Source organism: Bradyrhizobium sp. IAR9 (assembly GCF_013408065.1).
GTDB lineage: Bacteria > Pseudomonadota > Alphaproteobacteria > Rhizobiales > Xanthobacteraceae > Bradyrhizobium.
This window is the reverse complement of record NZ_JACBZW010000001.1, coordinates 578,728-600,515: the sequence shown is the minus strand read 5'-3', so window position 1 is coordinate 600,515 and position 21,788 is coordinate 578,728. Positions and strand designations below refer to the sequence as shown.

The following is a 21,788-nucleotide window of genomic DNA, read 5'->3' as shown; positions in this document are numbered from 1 at the left end:
ATGAGATGACCATCGACATTCAATGAGAACCGCATGCGCTACTCCCGGGAACACAAGCAGGAAACCCACGACCGCATCGTGAGGAAGGCCTCCGTGCGACTGCGCGAAAAGGGCGCCCATGGCATCGGCGTCGCCGACCTCATGAAGGAGGCGGGCCTGACCCATGGCGGCTTCTACGCGCATTTCGATTCCCGCGAGGCGCTGGTGATCGAGGCGTTCGGTTATGCGATGGACCGCTCGATGGAGCACTGGCGCAAGATCACCGACGAGGTTTCGCCGGACAAGCAGCTGGCGATAATCGCGGAGGCCTACCTGTCGGCGCTGCATCGCGACAATCCCGGCCATGGCTGCTCGATTCCCGCTCTCGGTGCCGAGATCGCCCGCGAGAGCCCGAAGGCGCGAAAGGCATTTGCCGGCAAGCTTGACGAGATGATCGAGCAGCTGGCGGACAACATCCCGAACGTGCCGCGCAAGGCCGCACGCAAGCAGGCGGTCGCGACGCTGGCGACGATGGCCGGCACCATGCTGCTGGCCCGCATTGCCGGGTCGAGCGAGCTGTCCGACGAGGTGTTGAAGGTGGGCCGGGACAGTGCGCTGGAGGGCACGAAGCGCGAGCCGAAGGCGGCGGCGGTGAAGAAGGTGAAGACCTAGGCGAGGTGCCGTAGGGTGGGCAAAGCGAAGCGTGCCCACGACTTCGTCGCTATCGAAGAGAGATGATGGGCACGGCGCTTTGCGCCTTTGCCCACCCTACGGGATCGTCGCTACCGCCCCGCAAACAGCGCCCGTTCGCGCTCGACGATCTCGCCGATGTAATCCGCCACCGCTCTGATCCGCGCCAGATCCTTGCTGTCGGCGTGCATCAGCATCCAGAACGTCCGCGTGATCGAGATCTCCTCGGGCAGCACCGGCACGAGTTGCGGATAATCGCTCGCCATGAAATGCGGCAGCACTGCGATGCCGAAGCCAGAGAGCGTGGCGTTGAGCTGCGCGATCAGATTGGCGCTGCGGAAGCGCGCGGAGATCCGTGGCGACACCTGCGGCAGATAATCGAGTTCCGGCGTGAACAAGAGCTCTTCGATGTAGCCGACGAAGCGGTGCTGCGGCAGATCCTGCCGCGAGGTGATCGCGGGGAAGCGGTCGAGATAGGCGGGTGCGGCGTAGAGGCCGAGGCGGTAGTCGAGCAGCTTGCGGCCGACGATGCGGCCTTCCTTCGGCATCGTCAGGCTGATGGCGATGTCGGCCTCGCGCTTGGAGAGACTGAACAGCCGCGCGGTGGCCACAAGTTGCAGATCGAGATCGGGATACCGGTCGGCGAAGGGGGCCAGCCGCGGTGCCAGGAAGGCCGTGCCGAACCCGTCGGGCGCGCCGATCCGCACCGTCCCCGTCAGACGCGCCACGGAGCCGCCGACCTGCTCCTGGTTGGCGACGATGGTCGATTCCATCGCTTCCGCGCTGTCGGCGACGCGCTGGCCGGCCTCGGTGAGGAGGTAGCCGGTCTTGCGCCGGTCGAACAGCTTAGCCGAGAGGTGCTTTTCCAGCCGGTCGACGCGGCGGATCACCGTGGCGTGGTCCACTCCGAGCTGTTTTGCCGCAGCCGAGACCGAGCCGCCCCGCACGATGGCCAGCACGAAGCGAAAGTCGTCCCAATCGATAGCGCCTTGATCCAGCATTTTCGCACATCTATGGTGCATTATCTCAGACTTGAATCCTATAAAATGCAGGTCGATAGGATTTGTCAAAGCGTTCAAGCTCGGCCTCAAGGAGATCATTCCATGCGTTCAGTCGGACATTTCATCGGTGGCAAGGAAGTAAAGGGCACCTCTGGCCGCACCGCCGACGTTTTCGAGCCGATGACCGGTGACGTCCAGGCCAAGGTGTCGCTGGCGTCCAAGGCGGAGGTCCGCGCCGCCGTCGAGAACGCCCGCGCGGCACAGCCCGAATGGGCTGCGACCAACCCGCAGCGCCGCGCCCGCGTCATGATGAGATTCGTCGAGCTGGTGCAGCGCGACTACGACAAGCTGGCCGAGCTGCTGGCCCGCGAGCACGGCAAGACCGTTCCCGATGCGAAGGGCGATATCCAGCGCGGCCTCGAGGTCGCCGAGTTCGCCTGCGGCATCCCGCATCTGATGAAGGGCGAATACACCGAAGGCGCCGGCCCCGGCATCGACATCTATTCGATGCGCCAGGCACTCGGTGTCGTCGCCGGTATCACGCCGTTCAATTTCCCGGCGATGATCCCGATGTGGAAGTTCGCGCCCGCGATCGCCTGCGGCAACGCCTTCATCCTCAAGCCGTCGGAGCGCGATCCCGGCGTGCCGATGCTGCTTGCCGAACTCATGATCGAGGCAGGCCTGCCGGCCGGCATCCTCAACGTCGTCAACGGCGACAAGGAGGCGGTCGACGCCATCCTCGACGATCCCGATATCAAAGCCGTCGGCTTCGTCGGCTCCACGCCGATCGCGCAGTACATCTACGAGCGTGCCGCCCAAACCGGCAAGCGCTGCCAGTGCTTTGGCGGCGCCAAGAACCACGCCATCATCATGCCGGATGCCGACATGGACCAGGCGGTCGACGCGCTGATCGGTGCGGGCTATGGCTCGGCGGGCGAGCGCTGCATGGCCGTCTCGGTCGCGGTCCCCGTCGGCAAGTCCACCGCCGACCGTCTCATGGAAAAGCTGATCCCGCGGGTCGAGAGCCTCAAGATCGGCACCTCGATCGATCCGTCCGCCGATTACGGCCCGCTGGTCACGCGTGAGGCGGTCGAGAAGGTCAAGGGCTACATCGACATCGGCATCAAGGAAGGCGCGACGCTCGCAGTCGATGGCCGCGGCTTCAAGATGCAGGGCTACGAGAACGGCTTTTATCTCGGCGGCTCGCTGTTCGACAACGTCACCAAGGACATGCGGATCTACAAGGAAGAGATCTTCGGCCCCGTGCTCTCGGTCGTGCGTGCGCACGACTACAAGGAGGCGCTGGCGCTGCCTTCGGATCACGACTACGGCAACGGCGTTGCGATCTTCACCCGCGACGGCGACGCCGCCCGCGACTTCGCGGCCAAGGTCAATGTCGGCATGGTCGGCATCAACGTGCCGATCCCGGTGCCGATCGCCTATTACACCTTTGGTGGCTGGAAGAAGTCGGGTTTTGGCGATCTCAACCAGCACGGTCCGGACTCGGTCCGCTTCTACACCAAGACCAAGACGGTGACCTCGCGCTGGCCGTCCGGCGTCAAGGAAGGCGCGGAGTTCTCGATCCCGCTGATGAAGTGATCCCCTTGAGAGCGAGGCTCATATGCAGTTCGCTCTGAACGAGGATCAGATCGCGGTTCGCGACATGGCGTTGGCGTTTGCGGCGGAGAAGATCGCGCCGCACGCGCTGCGCTGGGACGAGGAGAAGCATTTCCCCGTCGACGTGATGCGCGAGGCCGCGACGCTGGGCATGGGCGGCATCTACATCCGCGAGGATGTCGGGGGATCCGCGATGACACGGTTCGACGCGGCGCTGATCTTCGAGGCGCTGGCGACGGGCTGTCCGACCACCTCCGCCTTCATCTCGATCCACAACATGGCGAGCTGGATGATCGATGCCTTCGGCAGCGACACCCAGCGCCACACATGGCTGCCAAAACTCTGCACCATGGAGCTGATCGCCAGCTACTGCCTGACCGAGCCGGGCGCGGGCTCGGATGCCGCGGCGCTGCGTACGCGCGCCGTGCGCGATGGCGATCATTACGTTCTCAACGGCCAGAAGCAGTTCATCTCCGGCGCCGGCGGCACCGATCTCCTGGTCGCGATGGTGCGCACCGGCGGCGATGGCCCGGGCGGCATCTCGACCCTCGTCATCGACGGCAAGACGCCGGGCGTCTCCTTCGGCGCCAATGAGCGCAAGATGGGGTGGAACGCGCAGCCGACCCGCGCCGTGATGTTCGAGGACGCGCGCGTGCCAGTCGCCAATCGCCTCGGCGAGGAGGGCATCGGCTTCAAGATCGCGATGGCGGGCCTCGATGGCGGCCGCCTCAACATCACCGCGTGCTCGCTGGGTGGTGCGCAGACCGCGCTCGACAAGGCGCGGGCCTACATGAAGGAGCGCAAGGCGTTCGGAAAGCGTCTCGACGAATTCCAGGCGCTGCAGTTTCGCCTCGCCGACATGGCGATCGAACTGGAAGCCGCGCGTACCTTCCTGTGGCGCGCCGCTGCGGCGCTGGACCGCAAGGACCCTGATGCCACGATGCTGTGTGCGATGGCAAAACGCTTCGGCACCGACGTCGGCTTCGAGGTCGCCAACCATGCGCTGCAGCTTCACGGCGGCTACGGGTACTTGAGCGAATATGGGATCGAGAAGATCGTGCGCGATCTGCGTGTGCATCAGATCCTCGAAGGCACCAATGAAATCATGCGGCTCATCGTGGCGCGCAAACTGATCGAGGGCGCGCGATGAGTTCAGTGGAAGAGGGCGATCTCGTTGCCCGCGTCGAGGGCGCAGCCGGCGTGATTAGGCTCAATCGTCCGAAGGCCATCAACGCCGTCACGCTGGAGATGTTTCGCGACATCGACAAGGCGCTCGACCGCTTCGAGGCCGATCCGGCCGTCGCGGTGATCGTGCTGGAAGGCTCCGGCGAGCGCGGCCTCTGTGCCGGCGGCGACATCCGCACGCTCTGGGAGAGCTCGAAGGTCAACGGCGACCTCGGCAAGATCCTCTGGCGCGAGGAATACATCCTCAACGCCCGGATCAAGAAATTCCCAAAACCATATATCGCCTTCATGGACGGCATCGTGATGGGCGGCGGTGTCGGGCTCTCCGCCCATGCCAGCCATCGCATCGTCACCGATCGCACGAAGCTGGCGATGCCCGAAGTCGGGCTCGGCTTCTTCCCCGACGTTGGCGGCACCTATCTGTTGTCGCGCTCGCCGGGCGAGGTCGGCACTTACTTCGGCCTGACCGGCCAGACCATGAACGGGCCCGACGCGATCCACGCGAAATTCGCCGACGCCGTGGTGCCGGCGGCCAAATGGCCGGCGCTGCGCGAGACGCTGACCATGCTCCGTCAGGGCGTGACCGCGGCTGAGGTGACCAAGCTCATCAACAGTTTTGCGACCGGTGAGAGTGCGGGCCCGGTCGCTGCAAAAGAGCCTGCTATCGACGCATTGTTCGGTTTCGACCGGATGGAAGATATCTTTGCTGCCCTGAAACGCGACGGCTCCGAATTCGCGCTGGCGACGCTGAAGACGCTCAACGAGAAATCGCCGCGCGGCATGGTGGTGACGCTGAAACTGTTGCGACTGGCGCGCACCGCGTCGAGCCTGGAGGAATGCCTGGTGCGTGAATACCGCGCCGCGCTGGAGGTGTTCCGCAGCGATGATTTTCGCGAGGGCGTGCGCGCGGCCGTGATCGACAAAGACCGCAATCCGATCTGGTCGCCGCCACGAATTGAGGATGTGACGCCGCAAATGCTTGCACCGTATCTCGCCGAGATCGGCGCCGACGAGCTGAAGTTCAACTAATCAACGATTGAAGCGGAGGAAACGACAATGGCCACGATCGCATTCATCGGTCTCGGCAACATGGGCGGCCCTATGGCGGCCAACCTCGTCAAGGCCGGCCACAAGGTCGTCGCGTTCGACCTCGTCGAAGCCTCGCGCAATCAGGCCAAGGCCGACGGCGCCGGCATCGCCGACAGCGCCGCGGGCGCGGTGAAGGGCGCCGATGTCGTCGTCACCATGCTGCCGGCCGGCAAGCATGTGCTCGGCGTCTGGAACGAAGTCCTTCCCGCGATGACCAAGGGCGCGCTGGTCATCGACAGCTCCACCATCGACGTCGAGAGTGCGCGGCAGGCGCATGCGCTCGCCGGCAGGCACGGCGTGCTCTCGGTGGATGCGCCGGTCTCCGGCGGCACCGGCGGCGCCAAGGGCGCGACGCTCACCTTCATGTGCGGCGGCGAGGAGAGCGCATTCGCGGCGGCAAAGCCCGTGCTGGAGAACATGGGCAAGAAGATCGTGCATTGCGGCGGCGCCGGCGCAGGGCAGGCGGCCAAGATCTGCAACAACATGATCCTCGGCATTTCCATGATCGCGGTGAGCGAAGCTTTCGCGCTCGGCGAGAAGCTCGGCCTCTCGCACCAGGCGCTGTTCGACGTCGCCTCGACCTCGTCGGGCCAGTGCTGGTCGCTGACGACCTATTGCCCGGTGCCGGGTCCGGTGCCGACCTCGCCGGCCAACAACGACTACAAGCCGGGATTCGCCTCGGCGCTGATGGTGAAGGATCTGACGCTGGCGCAGGACGCCGCGAAGGCTGCGGGCGCGGCCACCCCGCTCGGCAAGCATGCACAGGAGATCTATCAGTCTTTCGACGCAGCCGGGCAAGGCGGGGTGGATTTTTCCGGAATTATCAAGCACGTTCGCAGCCTCGCTGGAAAATAGCGAGGCTTCGTAGCCCGGATGGAGCGAAGCGAAATCCGGGACAGCTGCTTCCAATGGCGTAGCCGGCCCCCGATTGCGCTTCGCTCCATCCGGGCTACGTTCGAAGATCAATTCGACGGGCCCGGAACATGACGACATTTCAGGACGCGCGCGCGTTTCTGCTCAAGCACCGCACGGATTACGAGGCCGCGGTCAAAGGATTCCGCTGGCCGGATCCGGTTCCCTTCAACTGGGCGCTCGACTGGTTCGACGAGCTGGCAAAGGACGCCGAAGCCAAGGACCGGCCCGCGCTCTGGATCGTCGATGCCGCGCAGGATCGCCAGACAAAACTGTCCTTTGCGGCGCTCTCGAAGCGCTCGAACCAGGTCGCGAATTTCCTCCGCGCGCAGGGCCTGAAGCGCGGCGATCATCTCCTGTTGCTGCTCGGCAATGTGGTTCCGCTGTGGGAGACGATGCTGGCGGCGATGAAGCTCGGCGTCGTCGTAATCCCCGCGACCACACTGCTCACCGCAGATGAGCTGCGCGATCGCCTCGATCGCGGCAAGGCGAGGGCGGTGGTGGCCGCCGAGGACCAGGTCGCGAAGTTCGCAAGTCTTGGTGCCGAGAACATCGTTCGCATCGTGGTCGGCACGGCTCACGACGGATGGCTCTCCTATGATGAGGCCGCAAAGGCCCCGGAGAGTTTTAGCGCCGATGGGCCGACTAATGCCGACGACCCGATGCTGCTCTATTTCACCTCGGGGACCACTGCAAAACCAAAACTTGTCCGGCACAGCCAGCGCAGCTATCCGGTCGGGCATCTGTCGACCATGTACTGGATCGGGCTGCAGCCCGGTGACGTCCATCTCAACATCTCCTCGCCCGGCTGGGCCAAGCATGCCTGGAGCTGTTTCTTCGCGCCGTGGAACGCGGGCGCCACCGTGTTCGTGGTCAACCAGCCGCGCTTCGACGCCAAGAGCCTGCTTGCCACCATCGGCCGCTGCGGCGTCACCACGCTGTGCGCGCCGCCGACGGTGTGGCGGCTGTTCATCCAGGAGGACCTGGCGTCCTTCAAGGTGAGCTTGCGCGAGGTCTGCGGCGCCGGCGAGCCGCTCAATCCTGAAGTGATCGACCAGGTGCGGGCGGCCTGGGGTCTCACCATCCGTGACGGATACGGCCAGACCGAAACCACGGCGCTCGCCGGCAACTCGCCGGGCCAGAACATCAAGATCGGCTCGATGGGCCGGCCGCTGCCTGGCTATCGCGTGCAGATCAGCGATGCCGACGGCAACAAGGCGAAGGAAGGCGAGGTCACGCTGGTGCTCGGCGCCGAGCGGCCCGCCGGCCTGATGCAGGGTTATCAGAGCGACGACGGCAAGCTCGCCGGTGCCGAAGGCGAGCTCTATCGCAGCGGCGATGTCGTGTTCGAAGACGACGAGGGCTACCTTACCTTTGTCGGCCGCTCCGACGACGTGTTCAAGTCGTCGGATTACCGCATCAGCCCGTTCGAGCTGGAGAGCGTGCTGCTCGAGCACGAGCTGGTGGCCGAAGCCGCGGTGGTGCCGAGCCCGGACCCGATCCGGCTCGCGATCCCCAAGGCGTTCGTCCTGCTGACCTCGGGCGCGGAGCGGACGCCTGAGACCGCGCTGTCGATCTTCCAGCACCTGCACACGCGGCTCGCCCCGTTCAAGCGCATCCGTCGCCTCGAAATCGTCACCGAGCTGCCGAAGACGATCTCTGGCAAAATCCGCCGGGTGCAGCTACGCAGGCTGGAGCGGGACGATGATCGCAACGATCCGCTGCGCGGCCGGGAATTCCGTGAGGAGGATTTTCCGGAACTGCCGAAAACACGGAGTGAGACCTAAGTGAACGAAGTCTGGAAGAAGCCGCCGATTTCCTTGGAAGCTTATCAGGCCATGGTCGGCAAGGAGATCGGCGTGTCGTCGTGGCACCTGATCGATCAGCCGCGCATCGACACCTACGCCGACGTGATCGAGGATCACCAGTTTATCCACGTCGATCCTGAACGTGCCAAGAAGGAGACCGCCTTCGGCACCACCATCGCGCACGGCTTCCTGACGATGTCGCTGCTGTCGATCATGTCCTATGAGGTGATGCCCGTGATCTCGGGGACCACGATGGGCGTCAATTATGGCTTCGACAAGCTGCGCTTCATCTCGCCGGTCCGCTCGGGCAAGCGCGTCCGCGGCCGTTTCGTGCTGGCCGAAGCCAAGCTCCGTAAGGCCAATGAATTGCAGTCCCGCACCAATGTCACCGTGGAGATCGAGGGCGAGGACAAGCCGGCGCTGGTCGCGGAGTGGCTGGGTCTGATCTATTTCGCGTAGGCCGGGCCGGGCTTGACCCGGCCAGCCATCGCTGCTCAAAAAGGCAACCCAGAGCGGGGTTTTACCCTCTCCCCTTGTGGGAGAGGGTGCCTCGCGGAACGCGAGGCGGGTGAGGGGTCTCTCTCCGCGAGCGCATATGTCGAGAGAGACCCCTCATCCGGCGCTGCGCGCCACCTTCTCCCACAAGGGGAGAAGGGAAGAAGAAATAGAGACCTTCACTCATGGCAATCAGGTTCGACGGACGCGTCGCCATCGTCACCGGCGCGGGCAATGGTCTGGGGCGCGCGCATGCGCTGGGGCTGGCCAGCCGCGGCGCCAAGGTCGTGGTCAACGATTTCGGCGGCGCGCGTGACGGCACCGGTGGCTCGCTGTCGCCGGCCGAGACCGTGGTCGAGGAAATCCGCAAGGCCGGCGGCACCGCGATGGCGGATGGCGCCGACGTCTCCAATTTCGAACAGGTCACCGCCATGGTCGAGCGCGCCACCAAGGAGTGGGGTAGCGTCGACCTCTTGTGCGCCAATGCGGGCATTTTGCGCGACAAGTCGTTCGGCAAGATGGAAGCGGCCGACTTCCAGAAGGTGCTCGACGTGCATCTCGTCGGCACCTTCTATTGCTGCAAGGCGGCCTGGGCCGGCATGCGCGACCGCAACTATGGCCGCATCGTGCTGACGACGTCGTCCTCCGGCCTCTACGGCAATTTCGGCCAGGCCAATTACGGCGCGGCCAAGTCCGGCATGGTCGGCCTGATGAACGTGCTCGCCGAAGAAGGCCGCAAGTCCGACATCCGCGTCAACATCATCTCGCCGACGGCCGCTACCCGCATGACGGAAGAGCTGTTGCCGCCGCAGGCGCTGCAACTGATGAAGCCGAACGCGATCACGCCCGCGGTCGAGTACATGCTCAGCGAGGACGCGCCGACCCGCACCATCATGGGCGCCGGTGCAGGATCGTTCGCCGTGATCAAGATCGTGGAGAGCGAGGGCATCAACCTGCCGGAATCCGAATGGACGCCGGACGCGGTCGCCGCGCATTTCGCCGAGATCAGCGACATGTCGAAAGCCAAGGCGCTGACCGGGGCGTTCGAGCAGACGCAGAAATACGTGGCGCAGGCCGCGGCGCGGGCGGGGATCAAGCTCTGACCGATGTCGCCGTCATCGGGGCCGGTCCCGCCGGGTTGATGGCGGCGGAGATGCTGGCGCGGGGCGGCGCGCGCGTCACCGTGTACGACGCGATGCCGTCCGCGGGCCGAAAATTCCTGATGGCCGGCCGCGGCGGACTCAACCTCACCCACAGTGAGCCGCTACCGCAATTCATGGCGCGCTATCGCGAGGCGGCCCCGAAGCTGCAGGCGGCGATCGAAGCGTTTTCGCCGGACGCGCTCCGTGCGTGGAGCGACGCGCTGGGCGAGCCGACCTTCGTCGGCACCAGCGGGCGCGTCTTTCCGAAGGCCTTCAAGGCCTCGCCCTTGCTGCGCGCGTGGCTCCGGCGGCTCGATGCCAGCGGCGTGCGATTTGCGTTTCGTCATCGCTGGACCGGCTGGGACGGCGAGGGGCTGCTGCTGTTTCGAGCGCGCGATGGCGCAGCGGCCGTCACTGCCAGCGCCACCGTGCTCGCGCTTGGCGGCGCCAGCTGGCCGCGGCTGGGGTCGGATGGCAGCTGGGCCGACATCCTTGCCGCGAAGGGCGTTGCCATCTCAAAGCTGCGGCCAGCCAATTCCGGCTTCACGGTCGCTTGGTCCGATGTGTTCCGCGATCGTTTCGAGGGCCAGCCGCTCAAGGGCGTGGCGCTGACGATCGGCGCGCATACGGTGCGCGGCGAAGCCATGATCACGCGTATCGGCATCGAAGGCGGCGCGATCTACGCGCTGTCGGCGGAGTTACGAGAGGCGGTGCTCAGTCTCGGGCAGGCGACGCTTTCGATCGCATTGCGGCCCGACCTCGACGCCGCCGCTCTGACCACGCGGCTGTCAGGGACACGCGGCAAGCAATCGCTCGCGAACTTCCTGCGCAAGGCGGCGCAATTGTCGCCGGTCGGAATCGGCCTGATGCAGGAGGCCGCCATCGTGTCCGGCCGGCCACTGGCCTCGTTCTCGCCGGCCGAGCTTGCGCATCTGATCAACGCCATTCCGGTTCAGCTCACCGGCGTTGCCCCGATCGATCGCGCGATCTCGACTGCGGGCGGTATCACCTTCGACGAGATCGACGACCACTTCATGCTGCGCAAGCTGCCGGGCGTGTTTGCCGCCGGCGAGATGCTGGACTGGGAGGCGCCCACGGGCGGATATCTGCTGCAGGCGTCGTTCGCCACCGGCGCTGCGGCGGGCAGGGGCGTGCTTAGCTGGCTCAAGAAATCGTAGGGTGGGCAAAGGCGCGAAGCGCCGTGCCCACGATCTTTCGCAGTTACGACGAGAAGTCGTGGGCACGCTTCGCTTTGCCCACCCTACGGCAGTTCGCCTACCGCAGCTTGCCCCGCGCCGCCACCGGCAGTGTGCCGATGATCTCCTCGCCGCGGACCATCACCACTTCGTCCATCATGTTGACGACGACGCAGACATGGTTCGGCACGATGCGGACGACGTCGCCGACATTGGGCCGCGTGTTGCTGCGGGAGAGATCGAGGAAGCCGTGCTCCTCGGCGAATTTTGCGATCTTGGCTTCGGGATGCTCCAGGATCAGGCCGTGACCGTCGAGACCGCCGGTATCAGTGGTCAGCGTCTTCGAGCCGGCATCGAGGATGCCGCGCTCGGGCGCGGCGCGGCTCACCACGGTCGAATAGATGTGCAGCGCGCAGTCGTCCCAGGTGGCGGAGCCCGCCGCGACCTGCATGCGGTCGTTGTAGATGTAGGTGCCGAAGCGATGCTCGGTGCCGCCCTTGAGCTTGCCGATATTCTTCAGGTTCGGCGTGCCGCCGGTCGAGACGATTTTTGCGTCCAGCCCGTGCGCGCGCACGCCGACCAGCGCCTCGTCGTAGAATTTCTGCGCGTCCGCCCAGCCGGTCTCGGTCGGATACAGCATGAAGCCGGCGAACTGCAGCCCCTTGGATGCGGCGATCTCGCGCGCCAGCGCGATCGCCTCCGCCGGGGTCTCGACGCCGGCGCGCTTGCGCCCCGTATCGCATTCGACCACGACCGAGAGCGGACGGCCCGACGCCGCAGCAGCCTTGGGCAGGCCGGCGACGACGGTCGAATTGTCGGCGGCCACCGTCATGTTGGCCTTCGCCTGCAGCGCGCCGAGCCGCGCCATCTTCTCTTCGCCGAGGAGGTTGTAGCTGATCAGGATGTCGTCGATGCCGGCGTTGGCCATGATCTCGGCTTCGCCGAGCTTCTGGCAGGTGATGCCTTTGGCGCCGGCCGCAACCTGCATCTTGGCGATGGTCGGGTTCTTGTGGGTCTTGATGTGCGGACGGTTGGCGACACCGGCCTCGTCGCAGGCTTTCTGGATCCGCGCGATGTTGCGCTCGACCCTGTCCATGTCGATGACGGCGCAGGGCGTGCCGTATTCGCGGGCGATTTTTGCAGCGAGGGGAGTTGTCATGGGAGTCGTCTCTTAGTTGGCGCGCATTCTGGTCGCAAAACTGGTGCCCACTTTTGCGGAATGCGCGCTAGGCCTGCTCAATTTCTTCCCGAAGCATTTCAAGTTCGAGCCAGCGCTCTTCAGCGGCAGACAGTTCATCATGCGCCTTGGCGATAGCGGCGGAGGTGTCGTCGAATTTCTTGCGATCTTTCGCATAGAGATTTGGATCGTCGAGCACGCGCTGCAGTTTTGCAATGTCGGCCTGCAGCGTCTCCATTTTCTTCGGCAGCGTTTCCAGCGCATGCTTCTCGTTGAAGCTCAGCTTGCGCTTCGGTGCGGAGGCGGGAGCAGCGGCGCGCTCCTCTCTCTTCTCCGCAACCGGCTGGGCCTTCGCCGTCTCGCGCTTCAGGTCCGCACCGCGCTGGGTCAGCATGTCGCTGTAGCCACCGGCATATTCGGTCCACTTGCCGTTGCCCTCAGGTGCGATCACGGAGGTGACGACGCGGTCGAGGAAGTCGCGGTCATGGCTGATCAGGATGACGGTGCCCTCGTAGTCGCCGAGCATGTCTTCGAGGACGTCGAGCGTTTCGAGATCGAGGTCGTTGGTCGGCTCGTCCAGCACCAGGAGGTTCGAGGGTTTTGCCAGCGCGCGCGCCAGCATCAGCCGACCGCGCTCACCGCCCGAGAGCACTTCCACCGGCGTGCCGCGCTGCTCCTGCGCGAACAGAAAGTCCTTCATGTAGCCGACGACGTGCTTCGGCTTGCCGCCGACCATGATCTGGTCGCCACGACCGCCGGTCAGTGCTTCGGCCAGCGTCGATTTGGGATCGAGGCTTTCGCGGTGCTGATCGAGCGTCGCTATCTCCAAATTGGCCCCGAGGCGCACCGTTCCGGAATCCGGCTCTGCGCCGCCGGTGAGCAGATTGACCAGCGTGGTCTTGCCGGCGCCATTGGGGCCGATGATGCCGAGCCGGTCGCCGCGCTGGATGCGGGTCGAGAAATTCTCGACGATCTTGCGCTCGCCATAGGCCTTGGTGACGCCCTTGGCCTCGATCACCAGCTTGCCCGACTGCTCCGCTTCGGCCGCCGCGAGGCTGGCGGTGCCGGCCGTGCCGCGGTAGTTGCGGCGCTGGTCGCGCAGCGTGTGCAGATTGGCGAGGCGCTTGACGTTGCGCTTGCGGCGGCCGGAGACGCCGTGGCGCAGCCAGTGCTCTTCGTCGACGATCTTGCGGTCGAGCTTGTGCTGGTCGCGCTCTTCTTCCGCCAGCACCTCGTCGCGCCAGCTCTCGAACGAGGCAAAGCCGCGGTCGATCTGCTTGATCTTGCCGCGGTCGAGCCACGCGGTGGCGCGCGAGAGATTGGTGAGGAAGCGGCGGTCGTGGCTGATGATCACCAGTGCGCCGCGCCTGGAGTCGAGCTCCTGCTCCAGCCATTCGATGGTGGCGAGATCGAGATGGTTGGTCGGCTCGTCCAGCAGCAAAATGTCCGGCGAGGGCGCCAGCACATACGCCAGCGCCGCGCGGCGGGCCTCGCCGCCGGAGAGATTGTGCGGGTTGTCGTCACCGGTCAGTCCGAGCTGCTCCAGCAGGTAGCGCGCCTGGTGCTGATCGTCGCCGGGCGCGAGACCGGACTCGACATAGGCAAGCGTGGTCTTGTGCTCGCCGAAGTCGGGCTCCTGCGGCAGGTAACGCACGGTCGCGCCCGGCTGCACGAAGCGCGTGCCGCCATCGGGTTCGACAAGGCCGGCCGCGATCTTCAGCAGCGTCGATTTGCCCGAGCCGTTGCGGCCGATCAGGCAGACGCGCTCGGATGGCGCGACGTTGAGCTCGACGCCTGACAACAGTGGCGTGCCGCCAAAGGTCAGCCTGATGTCTTTCAGTTGGATCAGCGGCGGCGCCATGTCAGCCCTGACTCAAATTCTGGCTCGTTGCGGCCTGATCGGCGCGGCGGCGCTGGATCCGGCGCAGCGTCTGGTCGAGCGCCGAGAGGAAGGCGGAGCGGTCGCGGGGCGCGAATGATCGCGGGCCGCCGGTGACTTCGCCGGCCGAGCGCAGATCCGTCATCAGGTTGCGCACCGCCAGCGTCATCCCGATCGACTCCTCCGTGAACGGCTTGCCGTTCGGCGCGATCACGTCGGCGCCGGCCTTGACGCCGCGGCTCGCGAGCGGAATGTCCGATGTCACGACGACGTCGCCGGGCTTGACGCGTTCGACGATCCAGTCGTCTGCGGCGTCCATGCCGGCGCCTGCGGCGATGCGCTCGATCAGCGGATCGTGCGGCACGCGGATGAAATTGCCGGCGACCACGCTCACGGGCACGCCGTGCCGGAGCGCGACGCGATAGATCTCGTCCTTTACCGGGCAGGCGTCGGCGTCGACATAGATGCGGGTGGGGGTGTCAGTCATTCGCCGCGTGGTACCCCATTCGGGCCGCAAAGGCGAGGGGATTGACCGGTGTTCCCTGGGGCCTACGATCCGTCCGAAACAACAAGAACGGGGAAGATGACCCCATGCCGAACCGGCTCGAAACCTGGCGCGTCGAGGCCTACAACACCGCCAAGCAATCCGAAAACAAGATGCATGACGACACGGTGGCGCGCCGCTTCGGCTTTTCCGGCGGGCTGGTCCCGGGCGTCGATGTCTTCGCCTACATGATGCACGTGCCGGTGGCGCGCTGGGGCCGCGATTTCCTGTCCCGCGGGCTGGTCGAGGCCCGCTTCATCAAGCCGGTCTATGATGGCGAGACCGCCGATGTCGATGCGACCGAGCACAACGGCTTGCTGACGATCGAGGTGTTCAGCCGCACCGAGCTCTGCGCGACAGGCACGGCCTGGCTGCCGGCGGCCGCGCCTGTGGTGTTGCTGAGCGACTATGTCGCCGTGCCCGCGGTGGCCGAGCGCAAGCCGGTCAGTCCCGCGACGTTCGAGATGGGCAAATGGCTGGGCACCACGCCCCGGCGCTGGGCCGGGCAGGATGCGGCTGACTATCTCGCCGACATCAGGGAAACCGATCCGATCTTTGCGCGCGAAGGACTCGGCCATCCCGGGCTGATCCAGCGCGTCATGAACCGCGTGCTGGTCGACAACACCATTCTCGGCCCGTGGATCCATGTCGGCAGCCGCATGCAATTGCTGTCGGCGGTACGCACCGGCGACGAGATCACCGCGCGGGCGAAGGTCACGGCCAATTACGAGAAGAAGGGCCACCGCTTCGTCGAGCTCGACGCGCTCGTCGTCGCCAACGGCACCACGCCGCTCGCCCACTGCCAGCACATTGCGATCTACCAGCCGCGCGAGCAGGCGGTGTAGGGCGGGAAGGGCGAAGCTGCCGCTCCGAAAATGCTGTCATGCCCCGCGGAGGCGGGGCATCCAGTACGCCGCGGCCTCTCGGTCGACAACTACTGTCTCGGAGTACTGGATCACCCGCTTTCGCGGGTGATGACAGTTGTATGTGGAGAAGCAGTGTGTACCCCTTACGCCGCCTTCGCCTTACCATCCTGGATTGCCCGCCACACGCGCTCCGGCGTCAGCGGCATGTCGATGTGCTTGACGCCGTAATCCGAGAGCGCGTCGAGCACCGCGTTCACCACCGTCGACAGGCTGCCGGCGCATCCCGCTTCGCCGCAGCCCTTGCTGCCGAGCGGATTGGTCGTGGCAGGCACCGGGTGATCGCCAACCGTCATGTTGGGAACGTCCTCGGCGCGGGGCAGGGCGTAGTCCATCAGCGAGCCCGTGATCGGCTGGCCGCTCTCGTCGTAGCGGATGTGCTCCATCAGGGCTTGCCCGATGCCCTGGACGACGCCGCCATGGAGCTGGCCTGCGACCAGCAGCGGGTTGATCACCGTGCCGAAATCGTTGACCGCGCTGTAGCGCACGATCTGCACCACGCCAGTCTCAGGATCGATCTCGACCTCGGCGACGTGACAGCCGTTCGGAAACGCCGAGGCGACCGGTTCGCTGGTGTGATCGACGTCGAGGCTATCGGGCACGCCTTCCGGCGTCTTGCCGTCGTGCAGCTTCTTGGCGAGCTCCATGATGTCGATGCTGCGGTCGGTGCCGGCGATGGTGAAGCTGCCGCCTTCGAATTCGATGTCAGCTTCGGACGCCTCCAGCATATGCGCCGCTGCGCGCTTGCCTTTCTCGATGACGAGCTTGGCAGCCCCCACGATGGCCTGGCCGGTTGCCGTGATCGAGCGCGAGCCGCCGGTGCCGTTGCCGGTATGGACGATGTCGCTGTCGCCCTGCACCAGCTTGATGCTCTCGAAGGGAACCCCAAGCTGCTCGCTCAGCACCTGCGCGAATGGCGTGGCATGGCCCTGGCCGTAATCGAGCGTGCCGGTGATGAGCTGCACGGTGCCGTCAGCGTCGAACACGATCTTGCCGAGCTCGGGGCTCGGCGGCGCGGTGACCTCGAGATAGGAGCCGACCGCGATGCCGCGCAGCTTGCCGGCCTTCTTGCTCTCCTTCTTGCGCTTGGCGAAATTCTCGTGGTCGGAGATCTCGAGCGCCTTGTTGAACACGGCCTGGAAGTCGCCGCTGTCATAGGTGACGCCGGAGGAGGCCGCGAACGGGATCTGGTTCGGCTTAATGAAGTTGCGCTTGCGCAAGGTCAGCCGGTTGACGCCCATCTCGTCGGCGGCGCGGTCGATCAACCGCTCCATGTAATAGTTTGCCTCGGGCCGGCCGGCGCCGCGATAGGCGCCCATCAGCGTGGTGTTGGTCAGCACCACCTTGATGTCGACGGCCATCAGCGGCGTGCGGTAGACGCTGGAAAAATTCTTGCCGGTGTTGAGCGAGAGCGGCCCCGGCGCGACGCCGGTGATGTAGGCGCCGAGATTGCCGTAGCCGGACAGCTTGGCCGCGAGGAAATGCCCCTCGGCATCGAGCGCGAGCTCGGCATGGATCTTTTGCGCGCGGCCGTGGCTGTCGGAGAGGAAGGCGGTCGAGCGCTCGTCGAGCCATTTCACTGGGCGGCCCAGCACTTTCGCCGCGTACAGGATGCACATGTACTCGGGATAGTTGATGTTCTTCATGCCGAAGGAGCCGCCGACATTGGCGGTGAGGATGCGCACCTTCTCGTTCGGCACTTTCAGGTTCTTGGCGAGGTTGGCGCGGTTGCCGGCGACGCCTTGCGTCGGTACCTGAAGCGTGTAGCGCTCGGTTGTCTTGTCGTAGGAGGCAAGGCCGACGCGCGGCTCCATCGAGACCACGGCGACGCGGGTGTTCTCGATGTCCATCCTGGTGACATGGGCGGCGCTGGCAAAGGCCGCGTTGACCTTGTCCATGTCGCCGTAATGGTAGTCGAGCGCGACGTTGTGGGGAATGTGCTCATAGAGCTGCGGTGCGCCGGGCTTGGCAGCTTCTTCAGGGTCGGTCACAGCCGGCAGCGGCTCGATGTCGAGCTCGACCGCCTCAGCGGCATCGCGCGCCTGCGCCAGCGTCTCGGCCACGACGAAGGCGACGGGATCGCCGACGAAGCGGACCTTGTCGGTCGCCAGCGGCTGGCGGTTGGTCTGGAGCAAAGGCGAGCCGTCGCGGCTCTTCAGCGGCAGGCCGCAGGTGAAGGGGCCATAGCCGGCGGCATCGAGATCCCTGCCGGTCCACACGCCGAGCACGCCCGGCATCGCCTTGGCGGCATCAATGCCGATGCCGCGGATGGTGCCATGGGCGTGGGTGGAACGGATGACCACGGCATAGGCCTGGCCGGGCAGGTTGAAATCGTCGGTATAGCGGCCCTTGCCGCGCACAAGCGTGTCGTCCTCCTTGCGGCGGACGGGCTGTCCGACGCCATATTTTTGCAGTGCAATAGCGTTTTCGAGCGTGGACGATTTGGTGTGTTCTTGCATGGGAAATGACCTGAAAAGCCGGCATTTGCGCATTTTCGCGGCAGCGGGGCACCGGACCCCATTGAGATAACCCACCACCCCGTTCACGACAACGCACGAATGGGCATGGTCCCATGTGATGCGTTGTTGCGCAGGCCGGCTGCGCTGCTAATGTTTCAGGCGAAAAATCAATTCCAGACCGGCCCGACCGGCCGCGGAAAGACAGTTTGTATGAATGACCACACGCGGCTCCGCGACGGCCATGCGCTGCACGGTGAGCTGGAGGGGTCGATGGCGGCGGTGGCGTTGGCCACCGAACCGGCTGTCGGCGCGCAGGCGTCGGGAACCGGCGTCTATGCGGCGCTGGACCTCGGCACCAACAATTGCAGGCTGCTGATCGCCTGTCCGACCCAGGACGGCTTTCGCGTCGTCGATTCCTTCTCGCGCATCATCCGGCTCGGGGAGGGGGTCTCGGCGACCGGCTGTATCAGCGAGGCCGCGATCGAGCGCGCCATCGCCGCGCTCAGCATCTGCCGTGACAAGATCAATTTGCGCAAGGCGCGCCGGTTGCGGCTGATCGCGACCGAAGCCTGCCGCGCGGCTTCGAATGCGGAGGGGTTCCGCAGCCGCGTCGCGGCTGAGACCGGCATCGAGCTCGAAGTGATCGACCGCGAGACCGAGGCCGCGCTCGCCGTGCTCGGCTGCTCGCCGCTGGTCGACCCGCGGGGACGCGGCGCGATCCTGTTCGACATCGGTGGCGGCTCGACCGAGCTGGTGCGGATCGAGCGCGACGCGGACAATCCGGAGCCGCGGATCAAAGCCTGGATGTCGATCCCCTACGGGGTGGTCACGCTCGCCGAGCAGTTCGGCGGCCGTGACGTGACGCCGGAGATCTACGCCGCCATGGAGCAGGAGGTCGCGAACCACGTCGCGCCGTTCGCCGAGGTCCACGGCGGCGATCTCGCCGACATGCACCTGCTCGGCACGTCAGGCACGGTGACGACGCTCGCCGGCATCCATCTCAACCTCGCGCGCTATGACCGCCGCCGCATCGACAGCATCTGGATGAACGATTCCGACATCACCGCGACGATCAACAAGCTGCTCGGCATGAGCTATGAGGAGCGCGCCGGCAACAGCTGCATCAGCGTCGAGCGCGCCGATCTCGTGCTCGCCGGCTGCGCCATCCTCGATGCTATCAGGCGCGCCTTTCCGCTGCCGCGCCTGCGCGTCGCCGACCGGGGCCTGCGCGAGGGCATGCTGGTCGAGATGATGCGCGAGGACGGCGCGCTCAGGAGCTGGTGAGATGGCCAAGGACACCACCGGCCGCTTGCACGTCCAGGTCAAGACCGGCGGCAAGCGTAAATTGTCGTCGAAGCTGTGGCTGGAGCGGCAGCTCAACGATCCCTATGTGGCGAAAGCCAAGGCGGCGGGCTATCGCTCGCGCGCGGCGTTCAAGCTGCTCGAGATCGACGACAAATTCCGGCTCTTGAAGCCCGGCATGGCCGTGGTCGACCTTGGCGCGGCGCCCGGCGGCTGGAGCCAGATCGCGGCCAAGCGCGTCGGATCGGTAGAGGGCAAGGGCAAGGTCGTCGCCATCGATCTGTTGGAAATGCCCGAGATTCCCGGCGTCGATTTCGCGCAGCTCGACTTCATGGCCAACGATGCGCCGGACAAGCTGACCGCGATGCTGGGCGGCGGCGCCGATTTCGTGATGTCCGACATGGCCGCCAACACCACCGGCCACCGCAAGACTGACCAGCTCCGTATCGTCGGCCTGGTCGAGACCGCAGCCGCGTTTGCCTGCGACGTGCTCAAGCCCGGCGGCGCGTTTCTCGCAAAAACGTTCCAGAGCGGCGCCGACGCCGATCTGCTCGCCCAGCTCAAGCGCGATTTCGCGACGGTGCGCCATGTGAAGCCCGCGGCGAGCCGGCAGGATTCCTCGGAGCGCTACGTGCTGGCGACGGGATTTCGGGGCGGGGCTGCCTGAGCCAATCTCCACTGTCGTCCCGGACAAGCGAAGCTCCCGACAACGCGTAGCGTTGTCTGGAGCGGAGCGCCGATCCGGGACCCATACCCACAGGGAGAAGTTTGGCGAAGACTCTGGGTGAGAGCTTCACGCAACGTCTCCTCCCTGTGGTTATGGGTCCCTGCGTTCGCAGGGACGACAGCGAGTGCGTTCAGTCCGCTCGCCCAGCTCACCCCAGCCTTTGATCCCGCACGTCCTGCGTATCTTCCGTTGCCGCCTTGACCGCCGCCTTCTCCGCACCCTTGCCGGCGCCCTTGCGGCTTGCGATCTCAACCGCCTTGCGGCCGGAGATCTCGTGGCCGGCGTCAACGGGCATCTGCCAGAAGAACCAGCTCGATGCCGCCGAGGTCAGCGCGACCACGAGGAAGGCGGGGGCGAACACGGTGGCGTCGATTTCGCTGACATGGTTGAACCACATCGTCGTTTCCACGCAGGCCGCGCCGACGGCGACGCCGGCGGAGACCGCGAGCTGCTGGTTGACGCTGACGAGGGTGGTGGCGCGGCTCATCTGCGCGGTCTCGACGTCGGCATAGGCGACGGTGTTGATCGCGGTGAACTCGAGCGAGCGGAAGAAGCCGCCGACGACCAGGATGACCATGATGATGAGCAGCGGCGTCGTCACCGTGAACAGCGCGCAGACGGCCAGGAAGAACGCGCTGACGATCGCGTTCACCGTCATCAGGTTGCGAAAGCCGAAGGTGCGGATGATGCGCGCGGCAAGCGTCTTCATGCCCATGGCGCCGAGCGAGGAGGCGAAGGTGACGAGGCCGGAATGGAACGGCGACAGGCCGAAGCCGATCTGCATCAAGAGGGGTAGCAGGAACGGCAGCGCGCCGATGCCGAGCCGGAACAGGAAGCCGCCGAACACGGCCGCGCGCAGCGTCGGCAGCTTCAGGAGCGAGAAATCGAGCACCGGCGAGCCCGTGCGCCGGGCGTGAATGACGTAGAGCGACATCGAGATCGCGCCGCCCGCGATCAGTGCGGCGACGGTGCTCCACGGCAGGAGGTTGAGACCGGCAACCGACAGGCCGAAGGCGATGCCGGCAAGGCCAATGCCCGCCAGCACCATGCCGTAGAGGTCGAACGGCTCGCGTTCCTCGCTCTTGATCGGGTCAATGAACTTCAGCGCCATGAAGATGCCGAGCAGCCCGATCGGAATGTTGATCAGGAAGATCCAGTGCCACGACGCGTAGGTGGTGATGAAGCCGCCGAGCGGTGGTCCGATCACAGGACCTATGAGGGCAGGGACCGTTACCCACGCCATGGCGTTGACCAGAGCGCTCTTGTCCACTGACCGCAGCAGCACGAGGCGCCCGACCGGTGTCATCATCGCCCCGCCCATGCCTTGCAGGATGCGCGCGAACACGAAATCGGTGACCGAGGAGGAGAGCGCGCAGCCGACCGAGCCCACCATGAACACGCCGACCGCGATCGCAAACACCATTCGCGCGCCGAACCGGTCAGCGGTCCAGCCGCTCGCCGGGATGAACACCGCCAGCGACAGCAGGTAGGACGTGATCGCGAGCTTCAGCGTCAGCGGGCTGGTGCCGATGTCGGCCGCGATCGCCGGCAGCGAGGTGGCGATCACCGTCGAGTCCATGTTCTCCATGAAGAGAGCAGTGGCCACGATCAGCGGAATGATGCGTTGCTTGTCGACCATGACGGATTGGTAATGAAAATCGGA

At 65.7% G+C, this 21,788-nt stretch carries 18 protein-coding genes; 12 read left to right on the top strand and 6 right to left on the bottom strand.

Annotated features, from left to right (window positions below):
• Nucleotides 1–33 precede the first annotated feature (33 nt).
• On the top strand, nucleotides 34–651 hold the full coding sequence (locus GGD67_RS02940; protein ID WP_179730787.1) for a TetR/AcrR family transcriptional regulator: 618 nt from the start codon (nucleotides 34–36) through the stop codon (nucleotides 649–651).
• A 110-nt stretch (nucleotides 652–761) separates the two neighbouring features.
• On the opposite strand, the gene GGD67_RS02935 is transcribed toward GGD67_RS02940, so the two are convergent.
• The gene (locus GGD67_RS02935; RefSeq protein WP_018319879.1) at nucleotides 762–1,670 is read right to left on the bottom strand and encodes a LysR family transcriptional regulator; all 909 of its coding nucleotides are present in this window, start codon (nucleotides 1,668–1,670) and stop codon (nucleotides 762–764) included.
• A gap of 102 nt (nucleotides 1,671–1,772) precedes the next feature.
• Here GGD67_RS02935 and GGD67_RS02930 point away from each other — a divergent pair, with 102 nt between their 5' ends.
• The 8 genes from GGD67_RS02930 to GGD67_RS02895 all read left to right on the top strand — a co-directional run bounded on the left by GGD67_RS02930 (nucleotide 1,773) and on the right by GGD67_RS02895 (nucleotide 11,096).
• On the top strand, nucleotides 1,773–3,269 hold the full coding sequence (locus GGD67_RS02930; protein ID WP_179730785.1) for a CoA-acylating methylmalonate-semialdehyde dehydrogenase: 1,497 nt from the start codon (nucleotides 1,773–1,775) through the stop codon (nucleotides 3,267–3,269).
• Between the two features lie 22 nt (nucleotides 3,270–3,291).
• Nucleotides 3,292–4,437, top strand: coding sequence for an isobutyryl-CoA dehydrogenase (locus GGD67_RS02925; protein ID WP_179730784.1), 1,146 nt, complete (start codon nucleotides 3,292–3,294; stop codon nucleotides 4,435–4,437).
• A complete protein-coding gene (locus GGD67_RS02920) occupies nucleotides 4,434–5,501 on the top strand; it encodes an enoyl-CoA hydratase/isomerase family protein (protein ID WP_179730781.1) in 1,068 nt (355 codons plus the stop codon). The genes GGD67_RS02925 and GGD67_RS02920 overlap by 4 nt, the downstream gene beginning before the upstream one ends.
• 6 nt (nucleotides 5,502–5,507) lie before the next feature.
• Nucleotides 5,508–6,416: a 3-hydroxyisobutyrate dehydrogenase gene (gene mmsB / locus GGD67_RS02915; protein ID WP_312009912.1), complete on the top strand. Its 909-nt coding sequence runs from the start codon at nucleotides 5,508–5,510 to the stop codon at nucleotides 6,414–6,416.
• Nucleotides 6,417–6,544: 128 nt separating this feature from the next.
• Nucleotides 6,545–8,260, top strand: a complete 1,716-nt coding sequence (locus GGD67_RS02910; protein ID WP_018319884.1) for an AMP-binding protein — start codon at nucleotides 6,545–6,547, stop codon at nucleotides 8,258–8,260.
• A complete protein-coding gene (locus GGD67_RS02905; RefSeq protein WP_018319885.1) occupies nucleotides 8,261–8,740 on the top strand; it encodes a MaoC family dehydratase in 480 nt (159 codons plus the stop codon).
• A 221-nt stretch (nucleotides 8,741–8,961) separates the two neighbouring features.
• On the top strand, nucleotides 8,962–9,879 hold the full coding sequence (locus GGD67_RS02900) for an SDR family NAD(P)-dependent oxidoreductase (RefSeq protein ID WP_018319886.1): 918 nt from the start codon (nucleotides 8,962–8,964) through the stop codon (nucleotides 9,877–9,879).
• The gene (locus GGD67_RS02895) at nucleotides 9,876–11,096 is read left to right on the top strand and encodes a TIGR03862 family flavoprotein (protein ID WP_179731404.1); all 1,221 of its coding nucleotides are present in this window, start codon (nucleotides 9,876–9,878) and stop codon (nucleotides 11,094–11,096) included. The genes GGD67_RS02900 and GGD67_RS02895 overlap by 4 nt, the downstream gene beginning before the upstream one ends.
• A gap of 97 nt (nucleotides 11,097–11,193) precedes the next feature.
• On the opposite strand, the gene GGD67_RS02890 is transcribed toward GGD67_RS02895, so the two are convergent.
• The 3 genes from GGD67_RS02890 to GGD67_RS02880 all read right to left on the bottom strand — a co-directional run bounded on the left by GGD67_RS02890 (nucleotide 11,194) and on the right by GGD67_RS02880 (nucleotide 14,657).
• Complete coding sequence (locus tag GGD67_RS02890; RefSeq protein ID WP_018319888.1) at nucleotides 11,194–12,273, bottom strand: D-TA family PLP-dependent enzyme; 1,080 nt, start codon at nucleotides 12,271–12,273, stop codon at nucleotides 11,194–11,196.
• 67 nt (nucleotides 12,274–12,340) lie between these two features.
• The gene (locus GGD67_RS02885) at nucleotides 12,341–14,152 is read right to left on the bottom strand and encodes an ABC-F family ATP-binding cassette domain-containing protein (RefSeq protein WP_179730777.1); all 1,812 of its coding nucleotides are present in this window, start codon (nucleotides 14,150–14,152) and stop codon (nucleotides 12,341–12,343) included.
• A 1-nt stretch (nucleotide 14,153) separates the two neighbouring features.
• Nucleotides 14,154–14,657, bottom strand: coding sequence for a YaiI/YqxD family protein (locus tag GGD67_RS02880; protein WP_179730775.1), 504 nt, complete (start codon nucleotides 14,655–14,657; stop codon nucleotides 14,154–14,156).
• Nucleotides 14,658–14,761: 104 nt separating this feature from the next.
• Here GGD67_RS02880 and GGD67_RS02875 point away from each other — a divergent pair, with 104 nt between their 5' ends.
• Complete coding sequence (locus tag GGD67_RS02875; protein ID WP_179730773.1) at nucleotides 14,762–15,559, top strand: hypothetical protein; 798 nt, start codon at nucleotides 14,762–14,764, stop codon at nucleotides 15,557–15,559.
• Nucleotides 15,560–15,723: 164 nt separating this feature from the next.
• On the opposite strand, the gene GGD67_RS02870 is transcribed toward GGD67_RS02875, so the two are convergent.
• The gene (locus GGD67_RS02870) at nucleotides 15,724–18,096 is read right to left on the bottom strand and encodes a xanthine dehydrogenase family protein molybdopterin-binding subunit (RefSeq protein WP_179730771.1); all 2,373 of its coding nucleotides are present in this window, start codon (nucleotides 18,094–18,096) and stop codon (nucleotides 15,724–15,726) included.
• A 210-nt stretch (nucleotides 18,097–18,306) separates the two neighbouring features.
• On the opposite strand from GGD67_RS02870, the gene GGD67_RS02865 reads away from it, so the two are divergent.
• Both GGD67_RS02865 and GGD67_RS02860 read left to right on the top strand, forming a co-directional pair.
• Nucleotides 18,307–19,380, top strand: coding sequence for a Ppx/GppA phosphatase family protein (locus GGD67_RS02865; protein WP_179730769.1), 1,074 nt, complete (start codon nucleotides 18,307–18,309; stop codon nucleotides 19,378–19,380).
• A gap of 1 nt (nucleotide 19,381) precedes the next feature.
• Nucleotides 19,382–20,065, top strand: a complete 684-nt coding sequence (locus tag GGD67_RS02860; protein WP_179730767.1) for an RlmE family RNA methyltransferase — start codon at nucleotides 19,382–19,384, stop codon at nucleotides 20,063–20,065.
• Between the two features lie 208 nt (nucleotides 20,066–20,273).
• Here GGD67_RS02860 and GGD67_RS02855 read toward each other — a convergent pair whose 3' ends face one another.
• Nucleotides 20,274–21,764: a DHA2 family efflux MFS transporter permease subunit gene (locus GGD67_RS02855; protein ID WP_179730765.1), complete on the bottom strand. Its 1,491-nt coding sequence runs from the start codon at nucleotides 21,762–21,764 to the stop codon at nucleotides 20,274–20,276.
• Between the last annotated feature and the right edge of the window lie 24 nt (nucleotides 21,765–21,788).

Excerpts from the sequence above, each read along its gene's own strand:
- GGD67_RS02940 (WP_179730787.1), top strand. The coding sequence starts at position 34 with ATGCGCTACTCCCGGGAACACAAGCAGGAAACCCACGACCGCATCGTG.
- GGD67_RS02935 (WP_018319879.1), bottom strand. The coding sequence starts at position 1,670 with ATGCTGGATCAAGGCGCTATCGATTGGGACGACTTTCGCTTCGTGCTG.
- GGD67_RS02930 (WP_179730785.1), top strand. The coding sequence starts at position 1,773 with ATGCGTTCAGTCGGACATTTCATCGGTGGCAAGGAAGTAAAGGGCACC.
- GGD67_RS02925 (WP_179730784.1), top strand. The coding sequence starts at position 3,292 with ATGCAGTTCGCTCTGAACGAGGATCAGATCGCGGTTCGCGACATGGCG.
- GGD67_RS02920 (WP_179730781.1), top strand. The coding sequence starts at position 4,434 with ATGAGTTCAGTGGAAGAGGGCGATCTCGTTGCCCGCGTCGAGGGCGCA.
- GGD67_RS02910 (WP_018319884.1), top strand. The coding sequence starts at position 6,545 with ATGACGACATTTCAGGACGCGCGCGCGTTTCTGCTCAAGCACCGCACG.
- GGD67_RS02900 (WP_018319886.1), top strand. The coding sequence starts at position 8,962 with ATGGCAATCAGGTTCGACGGACGCGTCGCCATCGTCACCGGCGCGGGC.
- GGD67_RS02890 (WP_018319888.1), bottom strand. The coding sequence starts at position 12,273 with ATGACAACTCCCCTCGCTGCAAAAATCGCCCGCGAATACGGCACGCCC.
- GGD67_RS02885 (WP_179730777.1), bottom strand. The coding sequence starts at position 14,152 with ATGGCGCCGCCGCTGATCCAACTGAAAGACATCAGGCTGACCTTTGGC.
- GGD67_RS02880 (WP_179730775.1), bottom strand. The coding sequence starts at position 14,657 with ATGACTGACACCCCCACCCGCATCTATGTCGACGCCGACGCCTGCCCG.
- GGD67_RS02875 (WP_179730773.1), top strand. The coding sequence starts at position 14,762 with ATGCCGAACCGGCTCGAAACCTGGCGCGTCGAGGCCTACAACACCGCC.
- GGD67_RS02870 (WP_179730771.1), bottom strand. The coding sequence starts at position 18,096 with ATGCAAGAACACACCAAATCGTCCACGCTCGAAAACGCTATTGCACTG.
- GGD67_RS02865 (WP_179730769.1), top strand. The coding sequence starts at position 18,307 with ATGAATGACCACACGCGGCTCCGCGACGGCCATGCGCTGCACGGTGAG.
- GGD67_RS02860 (WP_179730767.1), top strand. The coding sequence starts at position 19,382 with ATGGCCAAGGACACCACCGGCCGCTTGCACGTCCAGGTCAAGACCGGC.
- GGD67_RS02855 (WP_179730765.1), bottom strand. The coding sequence starts at position 21,764 with ATGGTCGACAAGCAACGCATCATTCCGCTGATCGTGGCCACTGCTCTC.